This window comes from Geodermatophilus obscurus, assembly GCF_900115395.1.
GTDB lineage: Bacteria > Actinomycetota > Actinomycetes > Mycobacteriales > Geodermatophilaceae > Geodermatophilus > Geodermatophilus obscurus_B.
Genome location: NZ_FOWE01000001.1, coordinates 502343 through 520387, shown reverse-complemented (window position 1 = coordinate 520387; position 18045 = coordinate 502343). Strand labels below are relative to the sequence as shown.

General features: G+C 72.7%; 12 protein-coding genes and 1 tRNA gene. 6 read left to right on the top strand and 7 right to left on the bottom strand.

Annotated features, from left to right (window positions below; genetic code table 11):
• Positions 1 to 24: 24 nt before the first annotated feature.
• Together BM165_RS25955 and BM165_RS02285 are read right to left on the bottom strand one after the other, a co-directional pair.
• Positions 25 to 810, bottom strand: coding sequence for a DUF2470 domain-containing protein (locus tag BM165_RS25955; RefSeq protein WP_075011869.1), 786 nt, complete (start codon positions 808 to 810; stop codon positions 25 to 27).
• Positions 811 to 990: 180 nt separating this feature from the next.
• A complete protein-coding gene (locus tag BM165_RS02285) occupies positions 991 to 1251 on the bottom strand; it encodes a hypothetical protein (RefSeq protein ID WP_075011868.1) in 261 nt (86 codons plus the stop codon).
• A 119-nt stretch (positions 1252 to 1370) separates the two neighbouring features.
• On the opposite strand from BM165_RS02285, the gene BM165_RS02280 reads away from it, so the two are divergent.
• Positions 1371 to 1574 (top strand): DUF5703 family protein, encoded by a 204-nt coding sequence (locus BM165_RS02280; RefSeq protein ID WP_075011867.1) that lies wholly within the window; start codon positions 1371 to 1373, stop codon positions 1572 to 1574.
• Positions 1575 to 1593: 19 nt separating this feature from the next.
• On the opposite strand, the gene BM165_RS02275 is transcribed toward BM165_RS02280, so the two are convergent.
• The 3 genes from BM165_RS02275 to BM165_RS02265 all read right to left on the bottom strand — a co-directional run bounded on the left by BM165_RS02275 (position 1594) and on the right by BM165_RS02265 (position 4201).
• Entirely contained in the window at positions 1594 to 2547 is a 954-nt protein-coding gene (locus tag BM165_RS02275; RefSeq protein WP_075011866.1) for an NADPH:quinone oxidoreductase family protein, read from the bottom strand.
• A 153-nt stretch (positions 2548 to 2700) separates the two neighbouring features.
• Entirely contained in the window at positions 2701 to 3495 is a 795-nt protein-coding gene (locus tag BM165_RS02270) for an SDR family oxidoreductase (protein ID WP_075011865.1), read from the bottom strand.
• A gap of 7 nt (positions 3496 to 3502) precedes the next feature.
• Positions 3503 to 4201: an aspartate/glutamate racemase family protein gene (locus tag BM165_RS02265; protein WP_075012102.1), complete on the bottom strand. Its 699-nt coding sequence runs from the start codon at positions 4199 to 4201 to the stop codon at positions 3503 to 3505.
• Between BM165_RS02265 and BM165_RS02260 the strand changes: the two genes are divergently transcribed.
• Positions 4200 to 5156 (top strand): LysR family transcriptional regulator, encoded by a 957-nt coding sequence (locus tag BM165_RS02260; RefSeq protein WP_083426951.1) that lies wholly within the window; start codon positions 4200 to 4202, stop codon positions 5154 to 5156. The two genes, BM165_RS02265 and BM165_RS02260, sit on opposite strands and share 2 nt — an antisense overlap.
• 15 nt (positions 5157 to 5171) lie before the next feature.
• Here BM165_RS02260 and BM165_RS02255 read toward each other — a convergent pair whose 3' ends face one another.
• Positions 5172 to 6497 carry a M20/M25/M40 family metallo-hydrolase gene (locus tag BM165_RS02255; RefSeq protein WP_075011863.1) on the bottom strand — a complete coding sequence of 442 codons (1326 nt, stop codon included), beginning with the start codon at positions 6495 to 6497 and terminating at the stop codon, positions 5172 to 5174.
• Positions 6498 to 6589: 92 nt separating this feature from the next.
• On the opposite strand from BM165_RS02255, the gene BM165_RS02250 reads away from it, so the two are divergent.
• A tRNA-Leu gene (locus tag BM165_RS02250) sits at positions 6590 to 6674 on the top strand.
• 161 nt (positions 6675 to 6835) lie between these two features.
• On the top strand, positions 6836 to 7024 hold the full coding sequence (locus BM165_RS02245) for a hypothetical protein (RefSeq protein ID WP_075011862.1): 189 nt from the start codon (positions 6836 to 6838) through the stop codon (positions 7022 to 7024).
• A gap of 150 nt (positions 7025 to 7174) precedes the next feature.
• On the opposite strand, the gene BM165_RS02240 is transcribed toward BM165_RS02245, so the two are convergent.
• On the bottom strand, positions 7175 to 8287 hold the full coding sequence (locus BM165_RS02240) for a hypothetical protein (protein WP_075011861.1): 1113 nt from the start codon (positions 8285 to 8287) through the stop codon (positions 7175 to 7177).
• 802 nt (positions 8288 to 9089) lie between these two features.
• Here BM165_RS02240 and BM165_RS25950 point away from each other — a divergent pair.
• Positions 9090 to 13547, top strand: a complete 4458-nt coding sequence (locus BM165_RS25950; RefSeq protein ID WP_143107984.1) for an ATP-binding protein — start codon at positions 9090 to 9092, stop codon at positions 13545 to 13547.
• Positions 13548 to 13752: 205 nt separating this feature from the next.
• On the top strand, positions 13753 to 17583 hold the full coding sequence (locus BM165_RS02230) for an ATP-binding protein (protein ID WP_075011859.1): 3831 nt from the start codon (positions 13753 to 13755) through the stop codon (positions 17581 to 17583).
• The last annotated feature ends 462 nt before the right edge of the window (positions 17584 to 18045 follow it).

The window sequence follows — 18045 nt, the reverse complement described above, 5'->3', positions numbered from 1 at the left end:
GTGGGGGGCGAGGAGGTCCTCCGTCTAGTCGCGGCGGGGGAGGCCGGCGCGCAGGGCGCACAGCAGCTGCGACGTCGCCGCGTTCACCTGGCCCGGGCAGCTCAGCGGCCGCGGGAAGGACACCCGGACGTCGCGGTGGCCGCCACCGCCCTCGACCCGCAGGCGGTAGCCGAACCGGTCGATCCCCAGCGGGCGCACCGTCTCCCCCGCCCCGACCGGCACGCGGCCGCCGGCCACCGCGCTGCCCAGCAGGGCGAGCACCTCGGGGTGGTCGTCGTCGAGGTGGCGCAGCATCCGCCCCTCGACCCCGGCCAGGGGGTCGGGCCGGGCGCCGGCGTAGTCGCCCGGGGAGACCTCCGCGCAGCCCGGGCCCTCGCGCAGCACGACCTCGGCGAGGTCGAGGCGGAGCAGGGTGGCCGCGGCGCCGACGTCGAGCAGCGCCTCCTCGGGGCGGACCTCGGCGAAGGCGACGGCAGCCGCGCGCCGGTCGGCCTCGGCGACCGGGGTGAGCCAGCCCGACAGCCACAGGGTGGCCCGCACCGGGTCGCGCAGGGGCACCGGCGCCCGGTCGCTGACCATCAGCAGGGCGCTGACGTCGTGGTCGGGTGCGCCGTCGAGGGCGGCGGCGACCTCGCCGTCGCTGGGCACGAGCACGAGCACCTGCCCGGCGCGGGTGGTGGCGTGGGCGAGGGGCCGGCTCGGGTCCCGGCCGGCGACGCAGACGGCGGCCGCGGCGCGGGTGGCCACGGTGCGCGCCCGCTCGGCGGCGGTGGGGACGGACAGCGCCTGCGGACCGTTGCAGGTGGTCATGGCTCCCCCTGGGGACGTCGAGGAAGGCAAGCCTAACCTCGGTCCACCGTCCGCGGAAGCGGTCGCGGCCTCCCCGGCCGCGTGCCGGTGCTCCCGTACGAGGTCACCCCACGGGTCGGACCCCGACCGGGGCGCGGTCCCTCATCGCGAGGCGCTCCCGATCAGGTGCGGTGGGGGGCCTCAGAGACCGCGGTCGTCCTCGTCGTAGGGGACGTCGGCCTCCTGCTCGAGGACGTCGGCCTCGTTGGCGTCGAGGTCGGCGACCGAGCGCGGTGTCCCCGCCGCGCCGGGCGCGGTGGCCAGCTGCTGCTCGAGGGCGTCGGCCTCCGGGACACCGTCACCGATCGGGTCGGCGTCCCCGGCGGACGCGGGAGCGGCCGGCTCGAGGAGCGCCGCCTGCTCGGCGCGGTCGGCGTCGCTCGCGGTACCGGGATCGGTCACGTGTCCTCCTCGTGGTGCGGATGGGGCGATCCCCATCCTGCCGCCGGGGCCTGCCGAGGGCAGGACGGGAGACGGCGGGCACATGACCGCCAGGTGTCGCGCGTGGCAACATCGGTCGGGTGAGTCCGGCCGACGACTACGAGTACGCGCCGCTGCGGATCCCGCCGGGCACGTCCCGCTCCGCCGCGGCGACCATGCTGAGCCTCCAGGTCGACGTCGGCGGCTGGGAGCTCGCCCGGCTGCAGCTGCACGCCGACGGCACCCGCAAGGCCATCCTCCGCCGCCGGGCGCGGCTGTCCTACCTCCCGATGCCGGTCACGTAGCGGCCACGCCCCCCGTTCCTCAGGGGACGAGCACGACCTTGCCGACCGTGCCGCGGTCGGCGAGCGCGGCCAGCGCCTGCGGCGCCTGATCCAGCGGCAGGACCTGGCCGATCAGCGGGTCGATCGCACCCTCGGTGACCAGCCGGACGAGTTCGTCGTGCGTCTGCCCGATGACCGCCGGGTCCTTCTTCTTGTACAGCCCCCAGTGCAGGCCGACGACGCTGTAGTTCTTGACCAGCGCGTGGTTGGCCGGCGCCTCGGGGATGCGGCCGCTGGTGAACCCGACGACGACCAGCCGGCCCTCGAAGGCGATGCACTTCCGCGACTTGTCGAACACATCGCCGCCGACCGGGTCGTAGACGACGTCGGCGCCCTCGCCGCCGGTGATCTCCTTGACGACGGGGACGAAGTCGTCGGCGGTGTAGTCGATGACGTGGTCGGCGCCGAGCTCGCGGCACACCTCCACCTTGTGCGCGCCGCCGGCGGTGGCGATCACCTTCGCGCCGGCGGCCTTGCCGAGCTGGATCGCCGCCGAGCCGACGCCGCCGGCCCCGGCGTGGACCAGCAGCCACTCCCCCGCCTGCAGGTGCGCCCGGCGGTGCAGCCCGACGTGGCCGGTCTGGTAGGTGAGGTAGAGGGCGCCGGCCTTCTCGTCGCTCAGGGAGTCCGGCACCGGCCAGGCGTCGTCGGCGTTCATCAGCGCGTACTCGGCGAAGGCGCCGGGCCCGCCGGCGGGGCTGCCGATCACCCGCCGGCCGTCCTCGGTCTCCCCGCACAGCTCGACGCCGGGGGTGTAGGGCAGTGGCGGGCGCTCCTGGTACATGCCCGCGGCCATGAGGACGTCGGGGAAGTTCAGCGCCGCCGCCCGCACCCTGACCAGCAGCTGCCCCTCGGCCGGGGTGGGCGTCTCGACGTCCTCCAGCTGCAGCACCTTCGAGGGGTCGCCGAGCTCGTGTACCCGCCATGCACGCATGCGCCCGACCCTGCCAGACGGCCGGTGACCGCCGTCACCGGGTCCGGGAGGGGCCGCGCAGGATCAGGTGACCTGATCGTGCTGCGTCGTGGCTCACCTCCCACGGTGAGCCAGGACGCGTGGTGGTGAGCCAGGACGGCGTCGACGGTCCGCTCAGGGCAGCAGCGCCTGCGGGACGACGGCGGTCTCGCCGGTCGCCGTCTTCGCGCTCGGGACGCCCTTGAACCGGTAGGGCACCGTGCCGACGCCGGGCTGGATGACGTAGGCCGCGCCCGGCTCGCCGGACTCCCACGCCATGACCATCGCGTCGGCGACCTCGGCGGCGGGGATCACCGGGAACTGCGCGGCCTCGAACTCGTGCCGGATGCGGTCGATGATCGCGGTGTCGGCGAAGCCGGGGCAGATGGCGGTGATGGTGATGCGCTCGCGAGCCAGCCGCGGTGCCATCGACCGGACGAAGGCGACCGCGCCGGCCTTGGCCACGCTGTAGCCGGGGTCGGTGGGCATGGGCGTCAGCCCGGCCAACGACGCGGTCACCACGATCGCGCCGCCGCCGGCGCGCCTGATGGCCGGGCGGGCCGCCACCGCGCCGTAGACGACGCCGTTGAGGTCGATGTCGACGACGCGGAGGAACTCGTCGAGGTCGAGGGCGTCGTCGCTCTTGGCCGCCGAGATGCCGGCGTTGAGGTAGGCGGCGTCGAGGCGGCCGTGCTCGGCCTCCACCTGCGCGACGACGGCCTCGTTGGCCGCCCGGTCGGTGACGTCGAGCGCGACGAACGGGCAGCCCAGTTCCTCGGCGACCGACCGGTTGCGCTCGCTGTCGAGGTCGGCGAGGACGGCGGTGGCGCCCCGCTCGCGCAGCTTCGTGGCGAGGGCGCGGCCGAAGCCGCCGGTCCCTCCGGTGATCAGTGCGACGGAGCCGGGGCCGGGAGGTGTGGGAGAGGTCACCCGCGCATCACACCACGAGCGCCGACGGCGCCAGCGCGGCGTCGACGGCCGCGGTGACGTGCAGCCGGGCGGAGGGCAGCAGGGGCACCGGGGAGTCCTCCGGCCGCAGGAGCAGCTCGAGCTCGGTGCAGGACAGCGCGACGGCGTCGACGCCGCGTGCGGCCAGCCGGGCGATCACCGCGCGCAGCTCCGCCCGGGTCCCGTCGGAGAGCACGCCGCGGCACAGCTCGCCGAAGATCGCGGCGTCGACCCGCTCGACGTCGTCCTCCGGCGGGACCAGCACCGTGAGGCCGGCGGCCGCCAGCCGCTCCCGGTAGAACGGCTCGCGGACGGTGCCGGCCGCCCCGAGCAGGCCGACGACCGGTCCCGGCGCGGCGGCCGCCACCGCGTCGGCGATGTGCAGGAACGGCACGGCCAGGCCGGCCTCCAGCACCGGGGCGACCTTGTGCATGTAGTTCGTACACAGCAGCACGAGACCGGCGCCGGCCGACTCCAGCGCCCGCGCCTCGGCGAGCAGCAGGTCGGCCGCGTCGTCCCAGCGGTCCTCGAGCTGGCACGCCCGGACGGTGCGGAAGTCGAGGCTGCGCAGCAGCAGCGAGGCGCTGGCCAGCCCGCCCTCGCGGTCCCGGACCAGCTCGTTGGCGGTCCGGTAGTACAGGGCGGTCGACTCCCAGCTCATGCCGCCCAGCAGTCCGATCGTCTCCATGCCGGCCAGCATCGCGGGCAGCCGGGTCCCCCACCAGGCCGACCTGTGCGACAGCAGACCCAAGCGCTGCTTGGATGTCACCGTGGACCCCCGCCGGCTGCTCGTCTTCCGGGAGGTGGCCCGGGCCGGCTCGCTGGCCGGTGCGGCCCGGTCGCTGGGGTGGACCCAGCCGGCCGTGAGCCAGCAGGTGCGGCGACTGGAGGCGGAGACGGGGACGCCGCTGGTGGTGCGCGAGGGCCGCGGGGTCGCGCTCACCGAGGCGGGCCGGGTGCTGCTGCGGCACGCCGAGGGGGTCGCCGACCGGCTTGCCGCGGCCGAGCAGGACCTGGCGGCGCTGACCGGGCTGGCGGCGGGCGTCGTCCGGCTCGCCGCCTTCCCGACCGCGGCCGCCGTGCTGGTGCCGCCCGCGCTGGCCGGTCTGCGCCGGCGCGCGCCCGGCCTGGAGGTGCACTTCGCCGAGCTGGAGCCCCCGGAGGCCGAGGCGGCGGTCCGGGAGGGCGCGGCCGACCTGGCCGTCGTCTTCCGGCACGCCGACGACGAGGACGCCGTCCCCGGCGACCTGCTGCGCGAGCCGCTGCACCGGCACGCCGTGCAGGCCGTCCTGCCCGCGAGCGCGCCGGTCCCCGCCGGGCTGGCCGACCTCGCCGGGGAGCCGTGGATCGCCGGCTGCACCCGGTGCCGGCAGCACCTGCTGCGCTGCGCCCGCCGCGCCGGGTTCACCCCGGACGTCCGGTTCGCCACCGACGACCACGTGGTCGTGCAGCGGCTGGTCGCCCGGGGCCTCGGCGTCGCGCTGCTGCCGGCCTGGGCGCTGGCGGTGAGCACGCAGCCGGGCGTGGCCGCCGTCGACCTGCCCGACGTCGACGACCGGGTGGTGGAGACGCTCGTCCGCCCCGACGCCCGGCTGGTGCCGGCCGTCGCCGCGACGCTGGACGCGCTGCGCGCGGCGGTCTGACCCGGCCGGGGCCGCTCAGACCGCCCGGAGGAACCGGTCGAGCACCCGGACGCCGAAGCGCAGCGACTCCACCGGCACGCGCTCGTCGATGCCGTGGAACAGCGAGGCGAAGTCGAGGTCGGCCGGCAGCCGCAGCGGGGAGAACCCGAAGCAGCGGATGCCGAGGCGCTCGAAGCTCTTGGCGTCGGTGCCGCCGCTCATCGTGAACGGCACCGGCCGAGCACCGTCGTCCTCGCTCCTCAGCGCGGCGACCATCTGGTCGACGAGGGGTCCGTCGAACGTCGTCTCCACGGCCTGGTCGTGGACGATCCACTCCCGCTGGACGCCCTCGCCGATGAGCGAGGCGAGCTGCCGTTCGAACTCCTCGGCCTGCCCGTGCAGGAAGCGGCCGTCGACGGTGGCGCTCGCCGTCCCGGGGATGACGTTGGTCTTGTAGCCGGCGTCGAGCATCGTGGGGTTGGCGGTGTTGCGCAGCGCTGCGCCGATCATGCGGCTGATGCTGCCGAGGCGGGCGAGCGCCTGCTCGGGCTCGTCGGGGTCGATCTCGATGCCGTAGGCGTCCTCGACGGCGGCGAGGAACTGCCGCATCGGCGGGGTGAGCACGGTGGGCAGGCGGGCCGAGCCGATCCGGGCGACGGCCTGGCAGAGGCGGGTGACGGCGTTGTCGTCGTGGACGAAGGAGCCGTGCCCGGGCTTCCCGGTGGCGGTCAGGCGCATCCAGGCCAGGCCCTTCTCGGCCGTCTGGACGAGGTAGAGGCGCAGGTCGTCGCGGACGGTGATGCTAAAGCCGCCCACCTCGCTGATCGCCTCGGAGCAGTCGGCGAACAGGTCGGGGTGCTCGTCGACCAGCCAGCGGGCGCCGAGCTTGCCGCCGGCCTCCTCGTCGGCGACGAAAGCCAGCACGATGTCGCGCGGCGGGCGCACGCCGGTGCGGGCCCAGTCGCGCACCAGCGCCAGGACCATCGCGTCCATGTCCTTCATGTCGACGGCGCCGCGGCCCCAGACGTAACCGTCGCGCTCCTCGCCGGAGAAGGGGTGCACGCTCCACTCGGCGGGGTCGGCAGGGACGACGTCGAGGTGGCCGTGGATGAGCAGCGGTGGGCGCGAGCGGTCGGTGCCCTCGACGCGGGCGACGAGGCTGGCCCTCCCCCGCTCCGACTCGAGGATCTGCGAGCCGATGCCGACCTCGTCGAGCTTGCCGGCCACCCACTCGGCGGCCTGTCGCTCGCCGGCGCTCGTGGCGGTGTCGCCGGTGTTGGTGGTGTCGATCCGGATGAGGTCGCCGAGCAGCTCGGCGACCTCGGCCTGGGCCTGGGCCTGGACGGGACCTTCGCTCTCCACCCGGCGAGCGTAGGGCGCGACGGCGCTATCGCGACCCGGCCCGGGGCCTGCTCCGGACGGCGCACACGGGTTGCTATCGTTGACCCGCACTCGTCCGGGTGGCGGAATGGCAGACGCGCTAGCTTGAGGTGCTAGTGCCCTTTATCGGGCGTGGGGGTTCAAGTCCCCCCTCGGACACAGCGCAGTGGGAGTGGCACGGCGCAGCCCCTGACACCGGCGCAACGCTTGGCACGGTGGCAAGAGGTGGCAGGCGCAAGATCTCGCGCCAATCTGGTGCAAGAACTCATGTGAAGAACTTGCACGAACTTGGCACGAGAGGAGGAGGGAGGAGCAACGCCGTGCGCATCAAGACCGTGGCCGAGCTCATCACCGCCCTGCAGGCGGTCGAGGACAAGTCCCGGCCGGTTTTCATGCTGAACCGCGACTGGATCGGCACCGAGATCAGCCGCGTCGCCGTGGGCGAGGCCCGCGTGGTCGTCGACGGCAACGCCGACCACGGCGACGTTCCGGGAGTGTTCGTCTCCTGAGCAACCCGTTGCAGGCGCCCGTCCCCGGACGGACGCCTGCAGCCGTGCCGCCCCGCGGGCCGCTTGGCGGTCAAATACCGCCGGACCAGTGCCGCGCCGGTGCGCAGGCCTTGCTTGCACCACAAGCAGCGACGATCTCGAGGAGGGCGCCTAGGGTCGCGGGCGAGGGCGGTGCGCCAACGTGGTGCCGCGGTCGTCGATGTGGCCGCAGTCCGGCACGGCACACGGCTGGCCTTCGACGAGGGTGAGGCAGCCGAGCCCGTCGTCCCAGCCGGGCCGCTCGCCGGCGGCGCGAAGGTCGGCGCTCCAGTCGTTGCTCTCGTCGAGCAGCTGCCCATCACCGGTGCGCCGGGCTTCGTCCAGCACATCGTCGTCGACATACAGCAGCCAGCCGCGGCCAAGGTCATGTCGCACCCGGCTGCGCCGCCCGGTGTGCCAGATCTCGCGCAGCTCCCCACGCCAGCAGAGCTCACCCCATTTGCGCCTGGGCGTCGGCGTGATCTGCTTGGCGCGCTTCGTCTGCCCATCCGCGGTCGTCGCGCGGAACGGGTAGACAGCTGCCTCGGCGAGGTGCAGCCCGAGCGCCTCGGTCAGAGTGTCCCGTGGCTCACGCAGATCCGCGTCGAGCAGGGCGGCGGCGAGTTCCTCGAGGTCGGCGAGCAGCCAGCCGGGCACCTCGTACGCGTTGTTGGGAGCGAGGAAGACGTAGCGGGTGTCGGCGGACCGGCGCCAGCCGCTCGGCTCCCAGGACCCGTACCTGTAGGCGGTTTGCTGCGCCACTCGGAGGACGCCGTCCACCACCCTGGCGGCGTCCGGGTCGGGGTCTTCCAGCACCGCCGCGGGCAGGCGCGCCCGAGTGGTCACACCGAACGCCTGGAGAGCCGTGGGCATGTTCCGACCCGCGCGGGAGCGGGTCTTGCCGTCGATGACGGCAAGCACCTCGACTGCCGTCCCCGTCCCGGGCAGGGTGAGCGCCAGGTCGGGACGAACCTGGGCGGGTCCCGGCACGGTCTGGAAGACCAGGGACTGCGCGTCGGCGTCCGACAGGGCGGTGCCGTCCCGCTGCAGGTCCTCCAGTCGCAGGACGGAGAGCACGGAGCGGCGCTCGGCAACGGTCAGGTCGGCGAAGGCTTTGCCGATGCCGGCGAGCCGCTCGTCCTCCCACGCACCGCGGTAAGCGGCGGCGCGAGCGCGGATAAGGTCGTGCAGCGACTGGGACTGCTGGGCGCAGCGGCGCCAGGCGGGGCTGTCTTCGAGATGCACAGGGCTCCTCGTGTCGGTCAGGCAGGTGCGCGTGACGACACCACCAATCCGGCAGGGTCCTGCAGAACTCGTGCGCCTCGTCGTGAGAACGGTAGGTGCCCCCGCCTCAGCACCCGGTCTACACACGGGTCGGGGCGGTGCCTGGGAGTCCGACCCCGGCCGCGTCGTTGACCGTGGCGGTCCCGTCGGCGTACTAGTCGGGCTGCGGCGTCGTCCGACCCGAGCCCGATTGCACCGCCGGGGCCCTTGATGATCACCCCCGCGGCTGCCCTACCCGAAGTCGGCATCGAGCAGTTCAGTGACGGCGCACTTCGGGCCGTCGAAGGTGAACCGGACCTGCGTCACCCCGGCTCATTCCACAGGGGACTGAAGACGCCAATGGGGGCCACCCTGATCCGCGCACTCAACGGGGTAGCGACTCCGGGGCCGAAGCCCTTTGCGCGCGGGGATGACCCCCTGACGAGCCGCGCCCAGGAGGACCCGTGACGAGTCACAAGCGCGGCCTGCAGGGAAAAGTAGGCGACAGGCCAGCTACTGAGCCGGTGACGCGCCGCAGGACAACAAGATGGCGCTCGCCAATCTACCGGGGCAGCGGGTTCAACTCCTGGTAGACGACGCCGACGGGCAGCCCGCCCGGGCCGGCACCCATGGAACTCGCGCGCCTCGTCGTGAGAACGGTAGGTCCCCCGGCTGAACCGGCGCCTCAGTGCGGAGCTTTCCCGCCGCGGAGCTACACGCCAGCACCCGGACAGCACCGAGGCGCGATGCGTACTTCTGTGCCGCAGTCTGCCTCTAGGTTGTGGTGGCGCTGGTCGCCGCGGCGCGGTGGGGCTCCGGTCCCTGCCGGGGGGAGGTCGTGATGGCGGGGTTGGTGCTCGAGCCGGTCGAGGTCGACGGGCCCACGCGGTGGCAGTGGCTGCTGCGCACCGAGGACGGTGAGCCGCTGGCCACCCACCAAGTGGTGGTGCCCGAAGGCGACTTCGAGTACGGCGGGTTCGCCGACCTGTACTGGTGGCTGCGCTGGCAGGCCGACCCGCAGCGGCGGGTGGCCACCGAGGCGGAGCTGACCGCCCGGGTCGGCGCCTGGATCGGCCAGCACATCCTCGGCTCGCAAGTGATGGAGGCGCTGCTGGAGGAGGCGCCGGTCACCGTCCAGGTGCCGGTCCCGGCGCAGCTGGGGTTCCTGCCGTACCGGCCGTGGGGAATCGCCTCCTGGAACGGGGATGTACTGGCGCGGGAGCAAGTGGGGTTCGTCTTCGACCTGCCCGACACCCGCAGGCGCCCCCGCACCGCACCCCAGGACCCGGCCGCCCGGCCGGTGCGGGTGCTGGCGCTGTTCAGCCTGCCCACCGGCGGCACGCCGTTAGGCCTGCGCCGGGAACGCCATACACTGCAGCAACTCGTTCGCCAGCTCGGGCAGGGCCAGTCGCCCCGGGCGGTGCAGCTGCGGGTACTGCAGTACGGCGTCACCCGCGACGCGCTGGCCGCAGCGGTCGATGACGCGGACGGATGGGATGTCCTGCACATCTCCGGGCACGGAGACGCTGGCGGGTTCGTGCTCGAGCACGATGACGGCTCCTCGGATGCGGTACCGCCAGGAGAGCTGGTCGAGCTGCTGTACCCGATGCGGAGGCGGCTGCGGCTCTCGGTGCTGGCCGTGAGCGGTTCCGGCGCCGCGACCGCGGCCGAGACCCTGCGGCTACTGCATCTAGACGAGCAGGCACTGTCATGGGAAGACCAGGCCGTACAGGCAGCTGACAGCCGCGCCGACTCGTCTCGTGAGGGTGACGGCACGGCTGCCACGACGAGCTGGCCCGAGCTAGGACGCGCCCTGGTGGCGCGGCTGGGCTGCGCGGTGCTGGCGATGCGCTACCCAGTCGTCGACGACTTCGCCATCGAGCTGACCGGTGAGCTCTATCGCGGGCTGTTCGAGCGCGGGCTGAGCGTCGACGTCGCACTGGCCAGGGCGCTATCTCGGGCCGCGCCGGACCCCCCGTCGCTGGGCGCGCCGGCGGTGTCGCTAGCTACACCGACTCTGCTCGGCCCCGCCACCGGGCTGCGGCTGCAGCCCCCGCCCGGGCGGGCGGAGTCGATCAGCCTGGCGCTGACCGGCTTCCCCGATGAACCTGAGCGGTTCGTTGGCCGCACCGCCACCCTGAGCCAGGCCCGACACGCGCTGCTGACCCGCTCCGGCCGGGCCGGGGTGCTGCTGCACGGCATGGCCGGGGCCGGCAAGACCACCGCCGCGCTCGAGCTGGCCTACCAGACCATCGGGACGTTCACCGCCGCCGCGTTCTGGACCGCCCCGCCGGCCGACCAGTGGCAGACCGCCCTCAACAGCCTCGCCGTCGCACTGGAGACTCAGCTGAACCCGGACGTCGACCCGGACCGCCGACCCGACCGTCCCACGCTGCAGCTGGTCGGCAACACCGCCACCGACGCCCTGCTCGATGCCTACCTGCCGTTCCTCACCGAGTTGATCGAGCGAGCTCGGCTGCTGATTGTGCTGGACCACCTGGAGTCCTTGCTCACCCCGAATGGCGACTGGCTGGATCCGCGATTCGGTCGGCTTGTCACGGCCCTGACCGGCCACGGCGGCGGCTCCCGCATGGTCCTCACCAGTCGCACCGTCCCCACCGATCTCGAGACCCACCGGGTGGCAGTGCTGGCGGTCCACGCCCTTACCCGTGACGAGGCGCTGCTGCTGGCCCGGGAACTGCCGCACCTGCGGGCGCTGACTCACGACACCGAGCCGGTCACCCGCACCAGCAGTCGGGTGGCCGCCGACCGGGCGCTGCTGGCCCGCACCCTCACCGTGGTCCAGGGCCATCCGAAGATGCTGGAGCTGGCCGACGCCGCCGCCGCCGACCCCGAGATCCTGGTCGAGCGGGTGGCTGCCGCCGAGGCCGCCGCCGCTGCCCGCGGCACCCCGCTGGCCGCCTTCCTCGCCACCGGGCACAGCCAGGCCGACCCCGACCAGCTGCTGGGCGCCCTACAAGGCTGGACCCGCGCGGCCGCCGCCGCGCTGCCCGAAGCCTCCCGGCTGCTGGTGCAACTGCTCGCCGCCGCCGAACCCGCCGACCGCACCAGCCCCGTCCTCGACGGCAACTGGGCCGACCTGTGGCGGCGAACGAACCGCCCGGGCGACCCACCCCTGTGGCCCGACGCTCTCGACCCAATCGTCGCCGCCGCGCTGGTCGACCCTGAAACGGCGGGCGACCCCGACGCCCCGGACCATCCGGTGCGCTACGCGTTGCATCCCGGCGTCGCCGACACCATCCGCGCCGACACCCCACCGGAAACCCTCGCCGCCGTCGACACCGAACTCGCCGCCTACTGGCGGAGCATCTTCGATCTCGCCTGGGAGCGGGAGGAACGCGAGGCGACCGGGTGGCTAGTGGTGCGCGCGGCGCTCGCCGCCGCCCCCTACCTGCTCCGCCTCCGGCAGTGGGACACCGCCGGTGCCATGCTGCAACAAGCGCTGCACCGCGACCAGACCCCAGCCACCCTGGCCGCCGTTCTGCCGCGTCTCCAGGCCATCGCCGACGCCACCGTCGGCAGCGCCGACGAGCTGGAACACCAGGCCACCCTGGCCCGGGCAATCGCCACCATCGCCCCCGAGGAGAGCGAACGGCAGCTGCGTGCCGTCCTCAGCCACGCCGTCGACCGCCAGCAGTACCGAGTTGCGGCCGAGGCTGCCGGCTACCTCGTCGAGCTACTCCAAGATCGCGGCCGCAGTGCAGAAGCCCTCGCCGTCGTTGACGAGAAGGCCAAGCTGACCCGTCGCGCCGCCCTCGGCCCGTGGACTCAGCTCTCGGACGCCGCTCGACGTCTGCAGATCCTCGCCCACACCGGCGACGCCGAGGCAGTGTTCGACGGTGTCCTGCAACTCCGCGAGCGCATGCAGCAACTACCCGAGGAACGGGGCCACGACGAGACAGTTCAGCCGTGGAACGTCCGGGAAGCCACCCTCGACGTCGGCCGCTGGGCCGCAATGGCCCAGGGCCGCTGGCAGGAGGCCCTCGACCTCAACGCCGAGCAGCTCGACAGCCTGCGGCGGCGCGGCGCTGGCCCGTACGAACTCGCCTACAGCGCATTCAACGACTACTGGCCGCTACTGCATCTAAGCCGGTTGGAGGAGGCCGACCGGCTGCTGCGCGCCTGCCAGGACCAGTTCGAACAGGCCGACGACACACGCCTCCTCGGCAAGGTCCTGTCCGCCCGCGCCGACCTCGCCGACCGGCAGGGACACCGCGAGGCGGCCATCCGCCTCGACGAGATCGCCCTGCGCTATCTGTACGCCGGCGGCGACGCCCGGACCATCGCCGCCGGTCACAACAACCTCGCTGGGCGCCAGAAGCAGGCAGGCGCCGCGCCAGCCGTCTGGTTGGCGCACCGGCTGGCCACCGCGCTCCTGCACCGCCTCACCGGCGCCGACCAGGACCTGCACAAGGACCTGCACATCCTCGCCCGCGACCTGACCGCGCCGGCGGCCGTTCCAGCCACCGTCGAACAGGTCCAGGCCACGGTGGAACAGGTCGAGGGCGTCCACCTCGCCGCCTTGATCGACGCGCTGGAACCGGATCCGGCTCGGCAGCAGGCAACCCTCGACGAGCTCCTCCGCACCGCGCACACCATCCCCGCCGATCATGCCTTCGAGGTGGACGAACACCTCGCTCGCTGGGACCCGGTGTGTGCGGCCATCGTGGCTGCCATCGGCGGCGACGAGGTCGCCCGTCACCAGGTCAACGACTTCCTCGAAGGAGTCTCTGCGACCTCGGAATGGGCGGCCCTGATCGGAATGCTGCGCCGGGTGCTCGCCGGAGAGCGTGATCCCGACGTCCTGCTGCCCGGACTCGATCCGATCGACACGGCAATCGTCACCCGGCTGCTCGACGCCCTCGGGGGGCGCATTGCACTTCTCGGGAGCGGCGGGCGCTCCACCCCCAACCAGGACCTGGTCGGCCAATGGGAGCCGGCGCTCGTCGCCGTCGTCAAGGCGGCCGGCGGCGACCAGACCGCCCGCCAGCAGGTCGACGAGCTGCTCGTCGAGCTGGCCGACAGCCCCGACTGGGCGGCGCTCGTGAGAGCGCTCCGCCGAGTCCTCGGTGGCGACCGCGACCGGGACGCTCTGCTCACCGGCTTGGACCCGATCGACACCGCGATCATCACCCGGCTGTTCGACATCCTCGTCGGGAGCGGCCGGCCCCGACCACCGGCAGTGGCCATGCCGGAAACCCACGGAAGACGACGCCGGTGAACTTCGCGAAAACACGGTCCAGGGCCGCGAGCCCTCCTGTCCCTTTTGCTCATCCGATCGAGCCGTCCAGGGCTGACTGCTTCTCCGGGGGATGATCGCGGTGACATGCTTGTTGTTGGAGCCCCTGGACATTGCCGACACTCGCCGATGGCGATGGTTGCTGCACCCCGAAAACGGTGCTCCCCTGGCCTCGCACGAGGTAGTCGTGCCCTGCGACGACTACGAGTTCTCGGCCTTCGAAGACCTGTACCAGTTCCTTCGCTGGCAGGCGGACCCGGACCGGAGAGTGGTGGACGAGGCCGAGCTGACCGCACGGGTGGGCGACTGGATCGGCGAGCATGTGCTGGGCCCGGAGGTGATGGGGGCGCTGCTGGGCGAGGCACCGGTCACCGTGCGGGTGCCGGTGCCGGCGCAGCTGGGGTTCCTGCCGTACCGGCCGTGGGAGATCGCCTCCTGGAAGGGGGAGGTGCTCGGACGCGAACAGGTCCGATTCGTCTTCGACCTGCCTGACACGTGGGCGGGGGCCCACGAGCTGCAGTCGGAACGGCGGGTTCTACGGGTGCTCGCACTGTTCAGCCTGCCCACCGGCGGCGCGGTGCTTGGGCTGCGCCGGGAGCGCTACGCCCTGGATCGGCTCATCCAGCAACTCAGGCAGGGCCCGCAAGCCCGGGCAGTCCAGCTACGAGTGCTCCAGTACGGCGTGACACAGGAAGCGCTGTCCGCGGCGGTCGACGACGGGGACGGCTGGGACATCCTGCACATCTCTGGGTACAGCGACGCGGGCAAGCTCGTGCTCGAGACATCGACCGGAGCGCGCGACCCAATCGCCCCGGACGAGTTGGTCGCACTCGTGAAGCCGACCCGCCGACGCCTGAAGCTCGCAGTGCTGTCCCCGTGCGAGTCGGGGGCATCGACCGCCGCCGAGTCGCTGCACCTGCTTGATCTCGCCCTGCAGACCGAGAAGCCGGATAATCCGTACCCCGGGCAGACACCTCCTTCCGTTCAAGCCGCGGACGTGGGAGCCGGCGCGCATGTCAGCCCACACGAAGGACCGACGAACGGCGGCACCGGCAATGACGCGGTCCAGGCCGGCAACGGAGTTGCGGGCTGGCCGGGGCTCGATCAGGCGCTGGTGCAACAGCTTGGCTGCGCAGTGCTGGCCATGCGCTACCCGGTCATCGACGACTTCGCCATCGAGCTGACCGGCCAGCTGTACCGCGGGCTGTTCGAGCGCGGGCACAGTGTCGACGTCGCTCTGGCCCGGGCGCTGCCCCGCGCTGCATCGAACCGGCCGTCGCTGGGCGCGCCGGCGGTGTCGCTAGCCACACCGGCCCTGCTCGGCCCCGCCACCGGTCTCAAGCTGCAGCCCCCGCCGGGCCCCGCCGCGCCGATCAGCATCAAGATGGCCGGCTTCCCCGACGAACCCGCCCGGTTCGTCGGACGCACTGCCACTCTCACACGGGCCCGCCACGCGCTGATGCCCGGCTCGGAAAGGACCGGCGTGCTGCTGCACGGCATAGCCGGCGCCGGAAAGAGCACCGCCGCGACCGAGCTGGCATACCAGACCGCAGGGACGTTCGCCGCCGCCGCGTGGTGGACCGCCCCACCGGCCGACCAGTGGACTTCCGCCCTGGCCAGTCTTGCGCTGTTGCTGGAAAGCAGACTCAACCGGTTTCTTGATCCCGACCACCGGGCCGACCGTCCCATGCTGCAGCTGGTCGGCAACACCGCCACCGACGCACTGCTCGAGAGCCGCCTGCCGGATCTGGCCGAGGTGATCGAGCAGGCACGGCTGTTGATCGTGCTGGACAACCTGGAGAACCTGCTCAGCAAGCAGGCCACCTGGCTGGACCCGCGGTTTGGCCAGCTGATCACCACGTTGGCCGACCACACGGGGGCTACGCGGATGGTGCTGACCAGCCGCATCATCCCCGCAGGCCTGGACCTCCATCGGGTCGACGTACTGCCCATCCACACACTCTCCCGCGACGAGGCGCTGCTGCTGGCCCGGGAACTGCCGCACCTCCACGCGCTGCAGCACGACACCGAGCCCGCCGCCGGCTTCACTGCCCCCCGGGTGCCGACCGACCGGATGCTGCTGGCCCGCACCCTCGCCGTCGTCCAGGGGCATCCCGAGCTGCTCAGACTCGCCGACGCGACCGCAGCCGACCCTGCTGTCCTCGAGACGCGGGTCGCCGCGGCCGAGGCTGCCGCCACGCAACGCGGCACTCCCCTGGCAGCCTTTCTCGCCACCGGGGAATCGGAGGCCAACCCCGACCAGTTGTTCGAAGCGCTCACCGGGTGGACCCGCGCCACAGCCGGAGCGCTGTCCGAGGCAGCCCGGGCGTTGCTGCAACTCCTCGCCGCCGCGGAACCCGCCGACCGCACCGGCCCGGTCCTCGACGGCAGCTGGGCCGGCCTGTGGCACCGCCTCGACCGCCCCGGTGACCCACCGCCCCTCGCGGAGACCCTTGCCCAGCTGACCATCGCCGCCCTCGCCGAGCCCGAACAATCCGGAAACGATGAAGACGCACACCGGCCGCTGCACTACGCCTTGCACCCCGGTGTCGCCGACGCCGTCCGCGCCGACACACCCGCGGAAATCCTCACCGCGATCGATTCCGAACTCGCGCAGTACTGGATGAAGGTCTTCAACAAGGCTAAGAAGCAAGAGGGACACGAGGCCACCGGAAGGACGGTCGCCCGCGCTGCGCTTGCCGCCACGTCGTACCTGCTTCGACTTCGGGATTGGGACACCGCCGGCCCCTTGCTCGAGCAGGCACTCGATCGCGACCAGACCCCCGCCACCCTCGCCGCCGTCCTGCCGCGCCTCCAAGCCATCGCCGACGCCACCGTCGGCAGCGTCCACGAGCTGGAACACCAGGCCTCACTTGCCCGAGCCATCGCGATCATCGACCCGGCTGAGGGTGAACGCCAGCTCCGCTCCGTCCTGAAGAAGGCTGTCCAGCAGGAGCAGCACCGCACGGCCATCACTATCGCTGGCGACCTCGGGGCGCTGCTGGGAGATCGGGGCCGATTCCCGGAGGCACTTACCGCTGCCGACCAGATGGCGCAACTCACCGAGAGCGCCGGACTCGGCCCCTGGACCCGACTCGCCAACGCAGTATTGCGGCTTCAACTGCGCGCTTACACAGACGAGGCGGATGCCGTATCAAACCATTTTCAGGAACTTCGCGACCAGCTGGAAAGTCTACCCGATTCGCCCGCCGACACCGAGACCGTCGAGCCGTGGAGCGTCCGCGAAGCGCTCCTCGACATCGGCCGCGGCGCCGCCCTCGCATCGAACCGTTGGCGGGACGCCCTCCGCCTCAACGCCGAGATCCAAGACAGCGAACGGCGGCGCGGCGCTGGCCCGTATGAGCTCGCCCGCACCCGGTTCAACGACTACGGACCGCTGATGCGCCTCGGCCAGGCTCCGCTGGCCGACGAGGTGCTGCGCGACTGCCAGCACCAGTTTGAGCAGGCCCGGGACGCCGGCGCCCTCGCCGCGGTGCTGGGCGCCCGGGCGGATCTCGCCGACGAGCAGGGATACTCAGCCGCAACCACCCACCACGCGCAAGTCGCCCTGCGCTACCTGTACGCCGGAAGCGATCCCCTAACCATCGCCTCCGGTCACTACAAGCTCGCCGGCCACCTGGGGCATGTAGGCGCCGCACCGGAGACCCGGCTGGCGCACCGGCTCACCGCCGCGCTCCTGCACCGCCTCACCGGGGCTGATCACGACCTGCAGCGGGACCTGCACAGCCTCGCCCACGACTTCACCGCCACTGCCGCCGCGGGAGCCCTTCCCGCCACCGTCGAACAGCTCCAGGCCACCGTCGAACAGATCGACGGCGTTCACCTCGCCAACCTGCTGGAGGCGCTGGAGCCGGACCCCACTCTCCAACAGGCAACCCTCGGCGAGCTTCTCGACGCCACGAGAACGATCAACCTCGATCCGGCGTTCGACGCCGAGCGACATGTCGCTACGTGGAACCGCAGTCGGCGGCTAGCCCGACATCCCCAAGCTGGATGACGCTCAGACGTGCCTCGAGAGGTTCCGTCCGCCCGCCCCTGCGCTTTCCATCCAGCGACCGCCGCGTTGATGGTGAGCAAGCTGCTGAACCTCATCCGCGGCCGCATCCTCCCCGCGGTGTCGCTCACTCCTCCGGCGGCTCCGGTCGCATTCACGAGCGGCTGGTGCGGGTGAGGACACAGGACTTCGAGCAAGGAGCCGTAGGCCCCGATCCCGGATGCGAGGCGTCCTCTCCAGTCGCCGCTGAGGGTTCTGGTGAACTTGCGCGTCTCGTCGTGAGAACGCTAGGTCCCCCGGCGGAACCGGCACCACGGCATGGAGCGCTCGGCCGTAGGTCTACGGCGCCGGGGCTCAGACAGCACCGAGGCCGCGCGTTGCCTACTTCTCCGCCGGCGGCTGCCTCCATACCTTGTGGGGGCGCTTGGCGCTGCGGCACGGCGGGGGCTCCGGCCCGGCCGGGGG